We start from the raw sequence: 16,754 nt of genomic DNA, 5'->3' as shown, positions 1-16,754 counted from the left end.
GCAACCATGAGCCATAACGACACTATCGTCGCCCAGGCAACCCCACCGGGACGCGGTGGTGTAGGCATTTTGCGTATCTCCGGCCTGAAGGCGCGCGAGGTCGCTGAAGCGGTACTGGGTAAACTGCCAAAGCCGCGCTACGCTGATTATCTGCCGTTTAAAGACAGCGACGGTACCCCACTGGACCAGGGCATTGCGCTGTGGTTCCCCGGCCCGAACTCCTTTACCGGTGAAGACGTGCTGGAGCTGCAGGGTCACGGTGGCCCGGTCATCCTCGACCTGCTGTTAAAACGTATTCTGACTCTGCCGGGCCTGCGCATTGCGAAGCCGGGCGAGTTCTCCGAACGTGCCTTCCTCAACGACAAGCTCGACCTGGCGCAAGCCGAGGCGATTGCAGACCTGATCGACGCCAGCTCTGAACAGGCGGCTCGCTCCGCCCTGAACTCGTTGCAGGGCGCGTTTTCCGCACGCGTAAATCACCTTGTGGAAGCACTTACTCACCTCAGGATCTACGTCGAAGCAGCGATTGACTTCCCGGATGAAGAAATCGACTTTCTCTCTGACGGTAAAATTGAAGCCCAGCTCAATGATGTGATGGCCGATCTCGATGCCGTTCGCGCCGAAGCGCGCCAGGGGAGCCTGCTACGTGAAGGGATGAAGGTGGTCATCGCGGGTCGTCCAAACGCCGGTAAATCGAGCTTGCTGAATGCCCTCGCGGGCCGTGAGGCGGCGATCGTGACCGACATCGCCGGGACCACCCGCGACGTGCTGCGCGAGCATATTCACATCGACGGCATGCCGTTGCATATCATCGACACTGCGGGTCTGCGTGATGCCAGCGACGAAGTGGAGCGTATTGGTATCGAGCGCGCCTGGCAGGAGATTGAGCAGGCCGACCGTGTGCTGTTTATGGTAGATGGCACCACGACCGACGCCGTAGACCCGGCGGAGATCTGGCCGGACTTTATCGCCCGTCTGCCAGCTAAACTGCCGATCACCGTGGTGCGTAACAAAGCAGACGTCACCGGCGAAACGCTGGGCATCAGCGATGTGAATGGTCACTCACTTATCCGTCTGTCGGCCCGCACCGGCGAGGGCGTTGACGACCTGCGTAACCATCTCAAGCAGAGCATGGGCTTTGACACCAGCATGGAAGGCGGCTTCCTGGCGCGGCGTCGCCACCTGCAGGCGCTGGAAGAGGCGGCACGTCACCTCGAGCAGGGCAAAGCGCAGCTGATTGGCGCATGGGCGGGAGAATTGCTGGCGGAAGAGTTGCGCCTGGCGCAGCAGAATCTGAGTGAGATCACCGGGGAGTTTACGTCGGACGATCTGCTTGGGAGGATCTTCTCGAGCTTCTGTATTGGTAAGTGACCCCCGTTACTGAAGGGTGATTTCCCCCCGGGAAATCACCCTTGTCCAGTCGATTGCCGTACTCAAAGAGAGCCATCCGGCCGAAAGCTACTGAACCGTTTTTTATTAGTCGGTTATTGAACGCTACCCTGTGCGTGGCGGCGATCCTCACCTATGTAACCGTTTCCCCGGTGCTGCTGATGGAAACCATGGGTTTTAATCGCGAGCAGTATTCCACGATGGTCAGTATGGCGGTCTCGTTCTTGACGCCGTTTGCGCGCAATATGCTGATCGGGATTCTGATTGGCTGTAGCATGCTCTGCATCCTTTTACTTATGGTCCTCCAGCCCTTCACGCAGATCTGGCATAAACGGAACAGCCATAATCCGAAAATCCTCTGGCTACGCGAGACCATCAAGGCGTTATAGGGTGTCAGCGATCCAATTTTCGCCTAAGAAAATGTAAAGTTCGGTCCTCAGCCTTTTCTTACTATCATTTACTGATTAAAACAGGAGTTGAGTTAAGCGATAATGATGTAACCGTTTAACCGACTACGACCATTATCAAGGAGCGAAAAATGGCTACGCACTTTGCAAGAGGGATACTGACAGAAGGTCGTCTCGTATCGGCCAGAATTTCTTCAGCGTGTCACAGTGAAGCGCTCAAACTTCCTGAGCACCGTCGGTCGCGTTTTTTGGCGTCCCGGGCGCTTCTTGCTGAACTGCTATTTATGCTGTACGGCACCAGTGAGCTGCCGGACATCATCATCCAACCTGAAGGTCGTCCGGTCTTTGCCGACCCGGAGCTGCCGCGTTTCTCCATTGCCTATACGGGCAATATTATTGGCGTGGCACTCACCACCGAAGGCGATTGCGGGCTGGATATGGAGCTTCAGCGCGCGACACGCGGTTTTCACGGCGCCAGCCCGCATGATGATTACCCGCTCTCCAGCAATGAACAGCTGTGGGTGCGCAACCAGAACGATCCCACTGAAGCCCGGGCTCAGCTTATCACCTTGCGTCAGAGCATTCGTAAGCTCTGTGGCTGCGCGTCAGACGATGCCAGTCAACTGCAACTCCTGCCGGGCTCCGGACGCCTGCGCTCCACGCAAGCCGCGCTGGTAGAAGCGCTCAGCGATGTTGAAGACGTACTGATCTGGTCTGTAGCAGTGACACCTGCCATTGAACGGCTGAAAATCTGGGAATTTGACAGTAAACAGGGATGGAGTAGCCTTCCGGATGTGCCCGAACGAGCCAACGAGCCCGCCGCGCGCCTGATGAGATTAACCAGTTTACCGGCAGAAAAAGCATATACCCTTAGCTGATCCGTTCAGGGTCATCATGATGAAACAGGAGTAATCATGTCTGAAACGTTGAAAGTCGTTACATTACTGGGAAGCCTGCGCAAAGGTTCATTTAACGGGATGGTTGCCCGTACGCTGCCACAGCTTGCTCCGGCGGGTATGGAGATTAGCGCCCTGCCGTCCATTGGCGACATTCCCCTTTACGATGCGGACGTGCAGCAGGAAGAAGGCTTTCCGCAGAGCGTCGAAGCGCTGGCTGAGCAGATTCGCCAGGCTGACGGGGTGGTGATTGTGACGCCAGAGTATAACTACTCGGTTCCGGGTGGTCTGAAAAACGCAATTGACTGGCTATCCCGCCTGCCGGAGCAGCCGCTTTCCGGTAAGCCGGTGCTGATTCAGACCAGTTCAATGGGTGCCATTGGCGGTGCGCGCTGCCAGTATCATCTGCGCCAGATCCTGGTATTCCTGGATGCAATGGTCATGAACAAGCCGGAATTTATGGGTGGCGTGATTCAGAATAAGGTCGACCCGCAGACGGGTGAAGTGGTGGATCAGAGCACGCGTGACCATCTCTCTGGCCAACTGACGGCGTTTGGGGATTATATCAAGAGGGTGAAGGCTTAAGTGAGGTGCGGGCTGATGCCCTCACCCCAGCCCTCTCCCACGGGAGAGGGTGCAAACATGTTTATTTGGCGTCGATAAACACAATCTTCAGCACAAACAGCAGCGCCACAATGATGACACACGGGCTGAGGTCTCGGAAACGACCAGTGCCAATCTTCATCACGCAGTAAGAGATAAAGCCCAGCGCGATACCTTCAGTAATAGAGAAACTGAACGGCATCATTACCGCGGTAATAAACGCCGGTACCGCTTCGGTTAAATCATCCCACTTCACGCGCGACAGGCTGGAGGTCATCAGTACCCCCACGTAAATCAGCGCACCGGCAGCCGCATACGGTGGAACCATGCCAGCCAGTGGAGAAAGGAAGATCACCAGCAGGAACAGAATACCCACCACTACCGCGGTCAGACCGGTACGGCCCCCTACGGAGACACCGGAAGAAGACTCAATGTAAGCGGTAACAGAAGAGGTTCCGATAAAAGCACCGCTGACAGAGGAGATGCTGTCCACAAACAGCGCCTGCTTCATGCGCGGGAATTTACCTTTCTCATCCGCCAGACCCGCTTTGTCGGTCACGCCGATCAGCGTGCCGGACGAGTCAAACAGGTTCACCAGCATAAAGGAGAAAATCACCCCCGCCAGACCCAGATTCAGGGAACCCGCCAGATCAACATGGCCAATAACGGTAGAGACGCTCGGTGGTGCGGAGACAATGCCGTTATAGTGCACGTCACCCAGCATCCAGCCCAGCAGGGTGGTCACTACGATGGATACCAGCACCGCCGCATGAATATTGCGCGAAGCGAGGATCGCGATGATAAAGAAGCCCAGCACGCCCAGCAGCACGTTATGGGAGGTCAGGTGACCGATGCTGACCAACGTCTCCGGGTTAGCGACGATAACACCGGCATTTTTCAGCCCCATCATACCGATGAACAGACCGATACCGCTGGTGATACCCACGCGCAGGCTGACAGGAATGTTAGCAATCATCCAGTAGCGCACGCGGAAAATAGTCAGCAGCAGCAGACCAACCGCGCCCCAGAAGATAGCGCCCATGCCGACTTGCCACGGCAGCCCCATCGCCTGAACTACTACGAACGCAAAGAATGCGTTAAGCCCCATCGCCGGAGCCAGCGCAACCGGCAGGTTAGCGAATACGCCCATCAGAATGCTGCCAAGTGCAGCGATCAGGCAGGTGGTTACGAAGACGGCGCTGGTATCCATGCCAGCAACGCCCAGAATTTGTGGGTTAACAAAAACGATATAGACCATCGTCAGGAAGGTGGTAAAACCGGCGATCACTTCGGTGCGTGCCGTTGTGCCGTGCTCGCGCAGTTTAAACACGCGCTCAAGCAGACCCTGACCCGATGTCTGGGTTGTGTGTTGTTGACTCATCATCAATTTCCGAACAAGGAGGGAAAATTCGTCGCTATCCTATACCAAAATGCGACAATAGTGGCGGTTACGAGATACTTTTTTCATTGATTTTGCTTATACGGCAACGATTGCGTCTCGTTGAACTGCAGTACGTAAACGTTAAACTTGTAAAAAGGGAAAGGCATGTCCGGAATTGAAGCGGTATTTTTCGACTGCGACGGTACGCTGGTCGACAGTGAGGTCATTTGTTCCCGCGCGTATGTCGCCATGTTCCAGGAATTTGGCATTACGCTCGATCTCAACGAGGTGTTCAAACGCTTTAAGGGCGTGAAGCTGTACGAGATCATCGACATCATTAACGCCGAACACGGTGTGGATCTGGCGAAAACGGATCTGGAACCGGTGTACCGCGCCGAGGTCGCACGCCTGTTCGATTCTGAGCTGGAGGTCATTGCTGGCGCAAACGCGCTGCTGGATGCCATGACGGTACCAATCTGCGTGGTGTCTAACGGACCGGTCAGCAAAATGCAGCACTCGCTGGGTAAGCTTGAGATGCTGCACCACTTCCCGGAAAAATTGTTCAGCGGCTACGATATTCAACGCTGGAAGCCAGATCCTGCGCTAATGTTCCATGCGGCAAACGCAATGAACGTCAACGTAGAGAACTGTATTCTGGTGGATGACTCGTCCGCGGGCGCGCAGTCAGGCATTGATGCAGGAATGGAAGTGTTTTATTTCTGTGCCGACCCGCACAACAAGCCGATCGATCATCCAAAAGTGACGACCTTTACCGATCTGGCGCAGTTGCCGGAATTGTGGAAGGCGCGCGGGTGGAATATTACACGATAGGTTTTTGTAGGCCCGGTAAGCGCAGCGCCACCGGGCATTTTAACCACCGATTACTCTTTTGGATCTTTACCCGCCAGCAGCTTGTCCAGCTCATCGCCGCCCACGTGACGGAAGTCCTGACCTTTCACGAAGTAGAAAATGTATTCGCAAATGTTCTGGCAGCGGTCGCCGATACGCTCGATAGAGCGCGCGCAGAACAGGGCGGTCAGTACGCTTGGGATCGTACGTGAATCTTCCATCATGTAGGTCATCAGCTGGCGCACGATGCCTTCATACTCCTGGTCGACTTTCTTGTCTTCACGGTAGATACGTACCGCTTCATCCAGATCCATACGCGCAAAGGCATCCAGCACGTCGTGCAGCATCTGCACCGTGTGGCGGCCCAGCGACTCCAGGCTCACCAGCAGCGGCTGGTGCTGCTGAGAGAATTTCTCCAGCGCGGTGCGGCAGATTTTATCCGCAACGTCACCGATACGTTCCAGCTCGGCGATGGTTTTGATGATGGCCATCACCAGACGCAGATCGCTCGCCGTCGGCTGACGCTTGGCGATGATGCGCACACACGCTTCGTCAATCGCCACTTCCATCATGTTGACGTTTTTATCGCCTTCGATAACGCGCTTCGCCAGTTCGCTGTCCTGGTTATGCATCGCCGTAATCGCATCAGAAAGCTGTTGCTCGACCATGCCACCCATGGTCATGACCTGAGTGCGAATACTTTCCAGCTCTGCGTTGAACTGGCCGGAAATGTGTTTATTAAGATTGAGATTGTCCATAGCGCGCTCCTGAATCAACCGTAACGACCGGTGATATAGTCTTCTGTTTGCTTTTTAGCGGGCTTGGTGAACAGATCGTCCGTGTTACTGAACTCAATCAACTCGCCCAGGTACATAAATGCCGTGTGGTCGGAGCAACGCGCAGCCTGCTGCATGTTGTGGGTCACGATAACCACGGTGTAATCCTGCTTCAGCTCGGTGATCAGCTCTTCGATACGACCGGTTGAGATCGGGTCCAGCGCTGAACACGGCTCATCCAGCAGCAACACTTCCGGGCGGATCGCGATTCCACGCGCAATGCACAGACGCTGCTGCTGCCCGCCGGAGAGAGAGTAACCGCTCTGGTGCAACTTATCTTTGGTTTCGTTCCATAATGCGGCCTTGGTCAAGGCCCACTGCACGCGCTCGTCCATATCGGCACGGGAGAGCTTTTCAAAAAGGCGTACACCAAACGCGATGTTGTCGTATATCGACATCGGGAACGGCGTCGGTTTCTGGAAAACCATGCCCACTTTGGCGCGCAGCAGGGCGATATCCTGAGCCTGGGTCAGAATGTTTTCACCGTCCAAGATGATTTCGCCTTCGGCACGCTGCTCTGGATAGAGCGAGTACATTTTGTTAAAGGTGCGCAGCAGCGTGGATTTACCACAGCCGGACGGACCGATGAATGCCGTTACCTGGTTCTTCGCGATATCCAGGTTGATATTCTTCAGGGCATGGAATTTGCCGTAGTAGAAGTTCAAATCACGAACCTGAATCTTACCCGGGGCAGTATCAACCATACTCATTGACTCATTTCCTCATTCGGCGCCGCGAGCTGCCGCGCCGTAAAAAATTAACCGTGTTTCTTCTTCGCGAAAATGACGCGCGCCAGAATGTTCAGCAACAATACGCAAAGGGTGATGATCAGCACCCCGGCCCAGGCCAGCTGCTGCCATTCCGCGAATGGGCTCATCGCAAATTTAAAGATCGTCACCGGCAGGTTGGCGATCGGCTGCATCATGTCCGTGCTCCAGAACTGGTTGGAGAGGGCGGTAAACAGCAGCGGTGCCGTTTCACCCGCGATACGGGCAATGGCCAGCAGAATACCGGTCATGATCCCGGAAACAGAGGCTTTAAGCGTAATCGCGGAGATCATTTTCCACTTTGGTGTACCCAGCGCATACGCCGCTTCACGCAGACTGTCCGGCACCAGTTTGAGCATGTTCTCGGTAGTACGAATGACGATAGGCACCTGCAGCAGCGCCAGCGCAATCACACCCGCCCAGCCGGAGAAGTGTTCCATTTGTGCCACAACAATGGTGTAAACAAACAGACCCACCACAATAGACGGCGCAGAGAGCAGAATGTCGTTAATGAAACGAATCACTTCTGCGAGCCAGGATTTACGGCCATATTCCGCCAGATAGATACCCGCCATGATGCCAAGCGGCGTACCGAATACCGTCGCCCACAGGATCAGCAATCCGCTGCCTGCCAGGGCGTTCGCCAGTCCACCACCCGCCGTGTTCGGCGGCGGCGTCATTTCGGTGAACAGCGCCAGAGACATGCCGTCGATACCGCGAACCACGGTAGAGAAGAGGATCCAGATCAGCCAGAACAGACCGAATGCCATCGTTGCCATCGAGAGCGTCAGCGCGATACGGTTTTTGAAACGACGCTTCGCCTGCATTTTGCGGCGGGATTCCGCAAGCTGAGCAGTGCTTTGCATTTCGAGAGTTGCCATTAGCGTGCCCCCTCATTTTTCGCGAGACGCAGGATCATCAGCTTGGAGATCGCCAGTACGATGAAGGTAATCACGAACAGGATCAGACCCAGCTCCATCAGCGCCGCCACGTGCAGCCCGGATTCCGCTTCGGCGAATTCGTTCGCCAGTGCGGAGGTAATACTGTTACCCGGCATATAGAGCGAGGCACTGTCGAGCTGGTAGGTGTTACCGATGATAAAGGTCACCGCCATGGTCTCACCCAACGCACGCCCTAAGCCCAGCATCACGCCCCCGATCACCCCATTTTTGGTGAACGGAAGAACGATACGCCAGATCACTTCCCAGGTGGTGCAGCCAATGCCGTAAGCCGACTCTTTCATCATCACCGGGGTTTGTTCGAACACATCACGCATAACTGCCGCAATGTACGGAATAATCATGATGGCGAGGATCACACCAGCCGCCAGAATACCGATACCGAATGCCGGGCCGGAGAACAGCGCCCCCACAAACGGAATAGCGGAAAGAACATTACCCACCGGCTCCTGGAAATACGTGGCAAACAGTGGCGCAAAGATAAACAGACCCCACATGCCGTACACGATACTTGGAATGGCCGCCAGCAGTTCAATGGCGATACCCAGCGGACGTCGCAGCCAGCCCGGAGCCAGTTCCGTCAGGAACAGGGCGATACCAAAGCTTACCGGAACTGCAATCAGCAGGGCGATAAAAGAGGTAACCAGCGTGCCGTAAATCGGCACCAGCGCACCGTAGATATCATTCGGCGCGTCCCACTCTTTGGTCCACAGGAAGGAGAAACCGAATTTCTGAATGCTCGGCCAGGAGGAGAAAATCAGAGACACGATAATGCCCCCCAGCAGCAATAGCACAATCAGCGCAGCCAGTTTTACCAGCGCGCTGAAAATCATGTCACCTTTTTTACCCGGAGGGTTAAATGCAGGCTTGGTTGCAGCCATAAATTACTCTTCTGTTTGAGACGTTTTACGAATATGCCCGGTGGCGCTGACGCTTACCGGGCCTACAGCGTTAACCGTAGGGCGGGTAAGCGTAGCGCCACCCGCCATCTTCGTTAAATATATCCTGTTAGTACAGCGCTTTACCGCTGCTGTCTTTCACGTTGGTTTTCCATGCAGCACGAATCTGCTCAACCACGCTGTCTGGCAGGCTGGCATAATCCAGGTCATTAGCCTGTTTGCCGCCGTTTTTGTATGCCCAGTCGAAGAACTTCAGCACTTCTGCACCCTGCTCAGGTTTCTTCTGCTCTTTGTGAACCAGAATGAAGGTGGTAGAGGTGATTGGCCACGCGTCTTCACCTTTCTGATTAGTCAGGTCCTGAGCGAAGGATTTGCTCCAGTCAGCGCCTTTTGCAGCGTTGGCAAAGTTCTCTTCAGTCGGGCTGACAGGTTTGCCATCAGCAGAAACCAGTTTGGTGTAGGACAGGTTGTTCTGCTTGGCGTACGCATATTCTACGTAACCGATAGAACCTGGCAGACGCTGTACGAACGCGGCGATACCGTCGTTCCCTTTACCGCCCAGACCGGTTGGCCAGTTAACGGTAGAGCCGGAACCGACTTTAGATTTCCACTCTTCGTTCACCTTCGCCAGGTAGCTGGTGAAGACGAAAGAGGTACCAGAACCATCCGCGCGGCGAACCACGGCGATGTTCTGAGAAGGCAGCTTCAGGCCAGGGTTGAGCTTAGCGATGGCTTCGTCATCCCATTTTTTGATTTTGCCCAGGTAGATATCACCCAGGGTTTTGCCGTCCAGCACCAGCTCACCGGACTTCACGCCCGGCAGGTTGATCGCCAGAACTACACCACCGATTACGGTCGGGAACTGGAACAGGCCTTCCTGAGCCAGTTTGTCATCAGACAGCGGAGCGTCGGATGCGCCGAAATCAACGGTGTTTGCGGTAATTTGTTTCACGCCACCGGAGGAGCCGATACCCTGATAGTTAACCTTGTTACCGGTTTCTTTCTGGTAGGTATCCGCCCATTTGGCATACACCGGCGCAGGGAAGGTTGCACCAGCGCCAGTCAGGCTTGCTTCTGCGAATACAGAGAAAGCGCTCAGAGATAAGGTCGCGGCGACAACAGTTGCGACAGTGGTACGCATAACTTTCATAATGTCTCCTGCAAGGATTTCGTAAATCATTGTTTAAGTGGCTACGATGAGCAAAATAGGACAAACAGGTGACAGATAAATGTACGAATTATGACAGTTTTATGACAATGGAAATTTAGCTTAAAAACCAGCGAAAGATTCCTGATTTATCATCATGTTAGCCACAATCATGACAACAACTTTTCAGAAATATTTTCTTTATGTGACACTGAAAAAAGTAGCTGAAGATGACAGATTGTCATAAATAAAAACGCGAATGCGTTGATTAAAAACAAACCAGGCAGGGTAAAAAAGCTCCACCCGAAGGTGGAGCCTGGAGGGATTATTCTACGGTGACCGATTTCGCCAGGTTACGCGGCTGGTCAACGTCGGTGCCTTTGATCAGCGCAACGTGGTAAGCCAGTAACTGCAGCGGCACGGTGTAGAAGATAGGGGCAATAACCTCTTCTACGTGCGGCATCTCGATGATGTGCATGTTGTCGCTGCTGGCAAAACCGGCGTCCTTATCAGCGAAGACGTACAGCACACCACCGCGGGCGCGAACTTCTTCAATGTTGGACTTCAGTTTTTCCAGCAGTTCGTTGTTAGGTGCCACAACGATAACCGGCATATCCGCGTCAATCAGCGCCAGCGGGCCGTGTTTCAGCTCGCCTGCCGCGTAGGCTTCAGCGTGGATGTAGGAGATCTCTTTCAGCTTCAGCGCGCCTTCCAGCGCAATGGGGTACTGGTCGCCACGGCCGAGGAACAGGGCGTGGTGCTTGTCAGAGAAATCTTCAGCCAGGGCTTCAATGCGCTTGTCCTGAGACAGCATCTGCTCAATACGGCTTGGCAGTGCCTGCAGACCATGAACGATGTCATGCTCAACAGAAGCATCCAGCCCTTTCAGACGCGCCAGTTTCGCCACCAGCATCAGCAGAACCGTCAGCTGCGTGGTAAACGCTTTGGTGGAGGCCACGCCGATTTCAGTGCCCGCTTTGGTCATCAGCGCCAGATCGGATTCACGCACCAGCGATGAGCCCGGCACGTTACAGATAGCCAGCGATCCCAGGTAACCCAGCTCTTTAGAGAGACGCAGCGCCGCCAGGGTATCTGCCGTTTCGCCAGACTGAGAAAGGGTGATCATCAGGCTGTTACGACGCACGGCGGATTTACGGTAGCGGAATTCAGAGGCGATTTCCACATCGCACGGCACGCCAGCCAGCGACTCAAACCAGTAGCGAGAGACCATCCCGGAGTTGTAGGAGGTACCGCAGGCCACAATCTGAATGTGCTCAACCTTGCTGAGCAGCTCGTTTGCGTTGGCACCCAGTTCGCTCAGGTCCACTTCACCGTGGCTGATACGACCGGTCAGGGTGTTTTTGATGGCGTTTGGCTGCTCGTAAATCTCTTTCTGCATGTAGTGACGGTAAGCGCCTTTGTCGCCCGCGTCGTACTGCAGATTGGATTCAATTTCAGGGCGTTTCACCTGCTCGCCTTTGGTATCAAATACCGTCACGCTGCGGCGAGTCACTTCTGCGATATCACCCTCTTCCAGGAAGATAAAGCGGCGGGTGACCGGCAGGAGCGCCAGTTGGTCAGAAGCGATAAAGTTTTCGCCCATGCCCATACCGATAACCATTGGACTACCGGAACGCGCCGCCAGCAGGGTGGACGGATCGCGGGAGTCCATGATCACCGTACCGTACGCACCGCGCAGCTGTGGGATCGCGCGCAGCACCGCGTCACGTAACGTGCCGCCCTGTGCCAGCTCCCAGTGCACCAGGTGCGCAATCACTTCGGTATCGGTTTCAGAAACGAAGGTATAGCCGCGCGCTTTCAGTTCTTCGCGCAGCGGTTCGTGGTTTTCGATAATGCCGTTATGCACGACCACGATGTGTTCAGACACATGCGGGTGCGCGTTGCCTTCAGACGGTTCGCCGTGTGTCGCCCAGCGGGTATGCGCAATACCGGTACCACCGTGCAGCGGGTGTTCTTCCGCGGCCTGGGCCAGCATCTGCACTTTACCGAGGCGACGCAGACGGGTCATATGACCTTCTGCATCCACTACTGCCAGACCGGCAGAGTCGTAGCCACGGTATTCCAGACGACGTAAACCTTCGAGAAGGATTTCAGCAATATCACGCTGCGCAACTGCGCCAACAATTCCACACATAGTTAGATTTCCTGATTATGGCGTTATGCCATGCGTTGTCGCTGACCTGTATTTGCCCTTTCCGGGCACCCCGAGCCTTGTAGAGAGTGGGGTTATTGTTATGGGTACTGCTTGTGGGGGGAGGATTATATTATCCCCTCACCCCGGCCCTCTCCCCAAAGGGGCGAGGGAGAAAAACACCGCACCGAACGATCCCCTCTCCCTTTGGGGAGAGGGTTAGGGTGAGGGGTAAATCCGTTACTTCTTCTTCACAGGGCGTTTCCAGCCCTGCTTGTGCACCTGCGGCACACGGCTTAATACCAGTTCGTTTTCGGCGATATCGCGCGTAACGGTTGTCCCGGCGGCAATCGTTACGCCGTTACCCACGGTAACAGGCGCCACCAGCTGAGTGTCGGAACCAACAAACACATCATCACCGATGATGGTTTTAAACTTATTCGCGCCGTCATAGTTGCAGGTAATCGTTCCTGCGCCAATATTCACGTTGTCGCCAATTTCCGCATCGCCCAGATAGGTCAAATGACCGGCTTTAGAGCCTTTACCCAGACGCGCTTTTTTCATCTCAACGAAGTTTCCAACATGTGAGCCTTCCAGCAGCTCAGCCCCCGGGCGCAGACGCGCGAACGGCCCAATAGTGCACGCTGCGTCAAGACGGGCATCTTCCACCACGCTGTATGGGCTAATTTCGCAATCATCACCGATGATGCTGTTTTTGATCACACAGCCCGCACCAATTTTGACGCGGTTACCCAGTGTGACGTTACCTTCCAGGATAACGTTAGTATCAATTTCAACGTCGCGCCCGTGCGTTAACGTTCCACGCAGATCGAAACGCGCCGGATCGCGCAGCATCACGCCGGCCAGCAGCAGTTTTTCGGCCTGTTCGGACTGATAAACACGCTCCAGACGGGAAAGCTGAAGGCGGTTATTCACCCCTTCGGTTTCGCTGATACGCGCCGGGTGAACCGCCGCAATCTCACGCCCTTCCTGGTACGCCATCGCAATGATGTCGGTGATGTAGTATTCACCCTGCGCGTTGTTGTTGTTGAGCTTAGACAGCCAGCGCTTCATGTCCGCGCCGTTAGCCATCAGGATACCGGTGTTGATCTCCTGAATCTGGCGCTGTGCTTCGCTGGCGTCTTTATGTTCAACGATACCCGTGACGTTGCCGTTTTCACGGGTGATGCGGCCGTAGCCGGTCGGATCGTCCAGCACGACGGTTAATAAACCGATACCGCCCTGCGGTTTGGCTTCACGCAGGCGAGTCAGTGTGTCGATGGAGATCAGCGGAACATCGCCGTAGAGCATCAGAATGTCTTCGTCATCGGCAAAGAACGGTGCTGCCTGCTGCATTGCGTGGCCGGTTCCCAGCTGTTCAGCCTGAAGCACCCAGTTGAGCTTGTCATCGCTCAGCGACTTTTTAAGCAGATCGCCGCCGTGGCCATAGACCAGGTGAACCTGGCGAGCGCCCAATTCATTTGCTGCATCAATAACATGCTGCACCATTGGCTTTCCTGCCAGTGTATGAAGCACTTTAGGCAGATCGGAATACATGCGGGTACCTTTGCCTGCGGCAAGGATCACCACGCTCATCGCACTGTTTGACATACGCATCCTGACGGTAGTTTGAGTGAGAAGTAAAAACGTTTGGTGCTTAAAATTCTACATCTTTTTCGTCATGAATTAAGGACGAAAAAAAAGCCAGCCTGGTATCCAGACTGGCTTTTGTGCTTTTCAAGCCGGTGTTACATCGCTTTTTTGGTCAACTCGATAACGCGCAGTTTGGCGATCGCTTTGGCCAGCTCCGCAGACGCCTGAGCGTAATCCACGTCACCATGAGAGCTGCTAATGTGCTCTTCAGCCTTACGCTTCGATTCCAGGGCTCGCGCTTCGTCGAGATCCTGGCCACGAATAGCGGTATCGGCCAGAACGGTCACACTGCCAGGCTGCACTTCAAGAATGCCGCCGGACAGATAGATAAACTCTTCGTGACCGAACTGTTTAACGATGCGGATCATACCAGGCTTAATGGCGGTGAGCAGCGGTGCGTGACCCGGGAAGATACCCAGTTCACCTTCACTACCCGTTACCTGGATTTTCTCGACCAGACCAGAGAACATTTGTTGCTCTGCGCTGACGACGTCCAGGTGGTAAGTCATTGCCATATCACCCTCCGATTAAGGCGTTAAAGTTTTTTGGCTTTTTCCACAGCTTCTTCGATGGAACCAACCATGTAGAACGCCTGCTCTGGCAGGTGATCGTATTCGCCTTCCATGATGCCTTTAAAGCCACGGATGGTGTCTTTCAGGGAAACGTATTTACCTGGAGAACCGGTGAATACTTCCGCAACGAAGAACGGCTGGGACAGGAAGCGCTGGATCTTACGCGCACGTGCTACCACCAGTTTGTCTTCTTCAGACAGTTCATCCATACCCAGGATGGCGATGATGTCTTTCAGTTCCTGGTAACGCTGCAGCAGGGACTGTACGCCACGCGCGGTGTCGTAGTGTTCCTGACCAACAACCAGTGGATCCAACTGACGGCTGGTGGAGTCCAGCGGGTCAACGGCCGGGTAGATACCCAGAGACGCGATCTGACGGCTCAGTACCACGGTTGCATCTAAGTGCGCAAAGGTGGTTGCTGGAGATGGGTCAGTCAAGTCATCCGCAGGTACGTATACCGCCTGAACGGAAGTGATAGAACCGGTTTTGGTAGAGGTGATACGTTCCTGAAGAACACCCATCTCTTCCGCCAGCGTAGGCTGATAACCTACCGCTGAAGGCATACGACCCAGCAGTGCAGATACTTCAGTACCGGCCAGGGTGTAACGGTAGATGTTATCAACGAACAGCAGAACGTCACGGCCTTCGTCACGGAACTTCTCAGCCATCGTCAGACCAGTCAGCGCAACGCGCAGACGGTTTCCTGGTGGCTCGTTCATCTGGCCGTAAACCAGGGATACTTTGTCCAGAACGTTAGAGTCGGTCATTTCGTGGTAGAAGTCGTTACCCTCACGAGTACGTTCACCTACGCCCGCAAATACGGAGTAACCGGAGTGCTCGATCGCGATGTTACGGATCAGCTCCATCATGTTTACGGTTTTACCTACACCCGCACCACCGAACAGACCAACTTTACCGCCCTTCGCAAACGGACACATCAGGTCGATAACTTTGATACCGGTTTCCAGCAGTTCCTGAGAGCTGGACAGCTCTTCGTAGGAAGGTGCCGCGCGGTGGATAGCCCAACGCTCTTCTTCACCGATGTCGCCTTTCATGTCGATTGGCTGACCCAATACGTTCATGATACGACCCAGTGTTGCTTTACCTACCGGGACTTCGATCGGGTGCTCAAGGTCTTTAACTTCCAGACCACGACGCAGACCGTCGGAAGAACCCATCGCGATGGTACGCACGATACCGCCGCCGAGCTGCTGCTGAACTTCCAGCACCAGGCTCTCGTTACCATTCTGTACCTCAAGCGCGTCGTACACGCGTGGTACGGCGTCCTGAGGGAACTCGACGTCCACCACGGCGCCGATTACCTGGACAATCTTTCCAGTAGCCATCTTGAATCCTCTACGTAATTCGTAAACCTGGTTAAACCGCGGCGGCCCCCGAGACGATCTCGGTGAGTTCCTGAGTAATGCTGGCCTGACGAGCTTTGTTGTAAACCAACTGCAGCTCTTTAATCAGGCTGCCGCCATTATCGGTCGCGGCTTTCATCGCCACCATTCGTGCGGCCTGCTCGCTGGCCAGGTTTTCTACAACGCCCTGATAAACCTGAGATTCAACGTAACGACGCAGCAGGGTATCCAGCAGCGGTTTCGGATCGGGTTCATACAGGTAATCCCAGGCTTTCTGTTTCAGCTCGTCATCTTCTGAAGCCGGTAAAGGCAGCATCTGAGTGAGCGTTGGCACCTGAGACATGGTGTTAATAAATTTGTTGCTGACAACGTACAGTCTGTCCAGACGGCCTTCATCATAGGCCTGCAACATCACTTTAACCGGGCCGATCAGTTCGGACAGGGACGGGTTATCACCCATACCGGTCACCTGAGCGACAATGTTGCCACCAACGGAGTTAAAGAAAGAGACGCCTTTAGAGCCGATCAATGCGAGGTCGCACTGAACGCCTTTATCGGACCAGCCTTTCATATCCGCCAGCAGTTTTTTGAACAGGTTAATGTTCAAGCCGCCACACAGACCACGGTCGGTCGACACCACCAGGTAGCCCACGCGCTTAACGTCGCGTTCTTCCAGGTAAGGGTGCTTATATTCCAGATTACCGTTTGCAAGGTGACCAATCACTTTGCGCATGGTTTCTGCATAAGGACGGCTGGCCGCCATGCGATCCTGCGATTTACGCATTTTGGAAGCGGCGACCATCTCCATCGCTTTAGTGATCTTTTGCGTGTTCTGGACGCTTGCGATCTTACTACGTATCTCTTTTGCGCCGGCCATGAG

15 protein-coding genes and 1 pseudogene are annotated in these 16,754 nt (G+C 54.6%); 5 read left to right on the top strand and 11 right to left on the bottom strand.

The features are described from left to right. Positions 1-6: 6 nt before the first annotated feature. The 4 genes and pseudogenes from mnmE (at position 7) to HX884_RS05195 (ending at position 3,277) form a co-directional block, all read left to right on the top strand. Positions 7-1,371, top strand: coding sequence for a tRNA uridine-5-carboxymethylaminomethyl(34) synthesis GTPase MnmE (gene mnmE, locus HX884_RS05215; RefSeq protein ID WP_020685446.1), 1,365 nt, complete (start codon positions 7-9; stop codon positions 1,369-1,371). A 98-nt stretch (positions 1,372-1,469) separates the two neighbouring features. Further along, positions 1,470-1,778, top strand: a pseudogene (locus HX884_RS05210) (hypothetical protein); the annotation flags it as partial. 149 nt (positions 1,779-1,927) lie between these two features. Next, positions 1,928-2,674 carry a 4'-phosphopantetheinyl transferase superfamily protein gene (locus HX884_RS05200; RefSeq protein ID WP_013099416.1) on the top strand — a complete coding sequence of 249 codons (747 nt, stop codon included), beginning with the start codon at positions 1,928-1,930 and terminating at the stop codon, positions 2,672-2,674. A gap of 36 nt (positions 2,675-2,710) precedes the next feature. Continuing rightward, on the top strand, positions 2,711-3,277 hold the full coding sequence (locus tag HX884_RS05195; RefSeq protein WP_013099415.1) for an NADPH-dependent FMN reductase: 567 nt from the start codon (positions 2,711-2,713) through the stop codon (positions 3,275-3,277). A 61-nt stretch (positions 3,278-3,338) separates the two neighbouring features. On the opposite strand, the gene adeP is transcribed toward HX884_RS05195, so the two are convergent. After that, the gene (gene adeP, locus HX884_RS05190) at positions 3,339-4,676 is read right to left on the bottom strand and encodes an adenine permease AdeP (RefSeq protein WP_023621401.1); all 1,338 of its coding nucleotides are present in this window, start codon (positions 4,674-4,676) and stop codon (positions 3,339-3,341) included. 165 nt (positions 4,677-4,841) lie between these two features. Between adeP and yieH the strand changes: the two genes are divergently transcribed. Continuing rightward, positions 4,842-5,507: a 6-phosphogluconate phosphatase gene (yieH, locus tag HX884_RS05185; RefSeq protein ID WP_045901847.1), complete on the top strand. Its 666-nt coding sequence runs from the start codon at positions 4,842-4,844 to the stop codon at positions 5,505-5,507. 50 nt (positions 5,508-5,557) lie between these two features. Here the strand turns inward: yieH and phoU are convergent, their stop codons facing one another. The 10 genes from phoU to atpG all read right to left on the bottom strand — a co-directional run bounded on the left by phoU (position 5,558) and on the right by atpG (position 16,751). Further along, a complete protein-coding gene (gene phoU / locus HX884_RS05180) occupies positions 5,558-6,283 on the bottom strand; it encodes a phosphate signaling complex protein PhoU (RefSeq protein ID WP_008500182.1) in 726 nt (241 codons plus the stop codon). Between the two features lie 14 nt (positions 6,284-6,297). Then, positions 6,298-7,071, bottom strand: a complete 774-nt coding sequence (pstB, locus tag HX884_RS05175) for a phosphate ABC transporter ATP-binding protein PstB (protein WP_008500183.1) — start codon at positions 7,069-7,071, stop codon at positions 6,298-6,300. 47 nt (positions 7,072-7,118) lie between these two features. After that, the gene (gene pstA / locus HX884_RS05170) at positions 7,119-8,009 is read right to left on the bottom strand and encodes a phosphate ABC transporter permease PstA (protein ID WP_020690249.1); all 891 of its coding nucleotides are present in this window, start codon (positions 8,007-8,009) and stop codon (positions 7,119-7,121) included. Next, on the bottom strand, positions 8,009-8,968 hold the full coding sequence (gene pstC, locus HX884_RS05165) for a phosphate ABC transporter permease PstC (protein ID WP_013099411.1): 960 nt from the start codon (positions 8,966-8,968) through the stop codon (positions 8,009-8,011). The genes pstA and pstC overlap by 1 nt, the downstream gene beginning before the upstream one ends. Positions 8,969-9,095: 127 nt before the next feature. Continuing rightward, the gene (gene pstS, locus HX884_RS05160; protein ID WP_013099410.1) at positions 9,096-10,136 is read right to left on the bottom strand and encodes a phosphate ABC transporter substrate-binding protein PstS; all 1,041 of its coding nucleotides are present in this window, start codon (positions 10,134-10,136) and stop codon (positions 9,096-9,098) included. A gap of 322 nt (positions 10,137-10,458) precedes the next feature. Continuing rightward, positions 10,459-12,288 carry a glutamine--fructose-6-phosphate transaminase (isomerizing) gene (gene glmS, locus HX884_RS05155; RefSeq protein ID WP_020690250.1) on the bottom strand — a complete coding sequence of 610 codons (1,830 nt, stop codon included), beginning with the start codon at positions 12,286-12,288 and terminating at the stop codon, positions 10,459-10,461. A 237-nt stretch (positions 12,289-12,525) separates the two neighbouring features. Further along, the gene (glmU, locus tag HX884_RS05150) at positions 12,526-13,896 is read right to left on the bottom strand and encodes a bifunctional UDP-N-acetylglucosamine diphosphorylase/glucosamine-1-phosphate N-acetyltransferase GlmU (protein WP_013099408.1); all 1,371 of its coding nucleotides are present in this window, start codon (positions 13,894-13,896) and stop codon (positions 12,526-12,528) included. Positions 13,897-14,033: 137 nt separating this feature from the next. Further along, positions 14,034-14,453, bottom strand: a complete 420-nt coding sequence (locus tag HX884_RS05145) for a F0F1 ATP synthase subunit epsilon (protein ID WP_006177560.1) — start codon at positions 14,451-14,453, stop codon at positions 14,034-14,036. Between the two features lie 20 nt (positions 14,454-14,473). Further along, complete coding sequence (gene atpD, locus HX884_RS05140; RefSeq protein WP_003862362.1) at positions 14,474-15,856, bottom strand: F0F1 ATP synthase subunit beta; 1,383 nt, start codon at positions 15,854-15,856, stop codon at positions 14,474-14,476. 31 nt (positions 15,857-15,887) lie between these two features. After that, on the bottom strand, positions 15,888-16,751 hold the full coding sequence (gene atpG / locus HX884_RS05135) for a F0F1 ATP synthase subunit gamma (RefSeq protein WP_003862364.1): 864 nt from the start codon (positions 16,749-16,751) through the stop codon (positions 15,888-15,890). Positions 16,752-16,754 lie beyond the last annotated feature (3 nt).

This window comes from Enterobacter sp. SECR19-1250, assembly GCF_013391025.1.
GTDB lineage: Bacteria > Pseudomonadota > Gammaproteobacteria > Enterobacterales > Enterobacteriaceae > Enterobacter > Enterobacter cloacae.
Note: the sequence above shows the minus strand (reverse complement) of the source record. Positions and strands in the feature narration are given on the sequence as shown.

Coding starts and splice junctions, on each gene's coding strand:
- mnmE (WP_020685446.1), top strand. CDS start 7: ATGAGCCATAACGACACTATCGTCGCCCAGGCAACCCCACCGGGACGC.
- HX884_RS05200 (WP_013099416.1), top strand. CDS start 1,928: ATGGCTACGCACTTTGCAAGAGGGATACTGACAGAAGGTCGTCTCGTA.
- HX884_RS05195 (WP_013099415.1), top strand. CDS start 2,711: ATGTCTGAAACGTTGAAAGTCGTTACATTACTGGGAAGCCTGCGCAAA.
- adeP (WP_023621401.1), bottom strand. CDS start 4,676: ATGAGTCAACAACACACAACCCAGACATCGGGTCAGGGTCTGCTTGAG.
- yieH (WP_045901847.1), top strand. CDS start 4,842: ATGTCCGGAATTGAAGCGGTATTTTTCGACTGCGACGGTACGCTGGTC.
- phoU (WP_008500182.1), bottom strand. CDS start 6,283: ATGGACAATCTCAATCTTAATAAACACATTTCCGGCCAGTTCAACGCA.
- pstB (WP_008500183.1), bottom strand. CDS start 7,071: ATGAGTATGGTTGATACTGCCCCGGGTAAGATTCAGGTTCGTGATTTG.
- pstA (WP_020690249.1), bottom strand. CDS start 8,009: ATGGCAACTCTCGAAATGCAAAGCACTGCTCAGCTTGCGGAATCCCGC.
- pstC (WP_013099411.1), bottom strand. CDS start 8,968: ATGGCTGCAACCAAGCCTGCATTTAACCCTCCGGGTAAAAAAGGTGAC.
- pstS (WP_013099410.1), bottom strand. CDS start 10,136: ATGAAAGTTATGCGTACCACTGTCGCAACTGTTGTCGCCGCGACCTTA.
- glmS (WP_020690250.1), bottom strand. CDS start 12,288: ATGTGTGGAATTGTTGGCGCAGTTGCGCAGCGTGATATTGCTGAAATC.
- glmU (WP_013099408.1), bottom strand. CDS start 13,896: ATGTCAAACAGTGCGATGAGCGTGGTGATCCTTGCCGCAGGCAAAGGT.
- HX884_RS05145 (WP_006177560.1), bottom strand. CDS start 14,453: ATGGCAATGACTTACCACCTGGACGTCGTCAGCGCAGAGCAACAAATG.
- atpD (WP_003862362.1), bottom strand. CDS start 15,856: ATGGCTACTGGAAAGATTGTCCAGGTAATCGGCGCCGTGGTGGACGTC.
- atpG (WP_003862364.1), bottom strand. CDS start 16,751: ATGGCCGGCGCAAAAGAGATACGTAGTAAGATCGCAAGCGTCCAGAAC.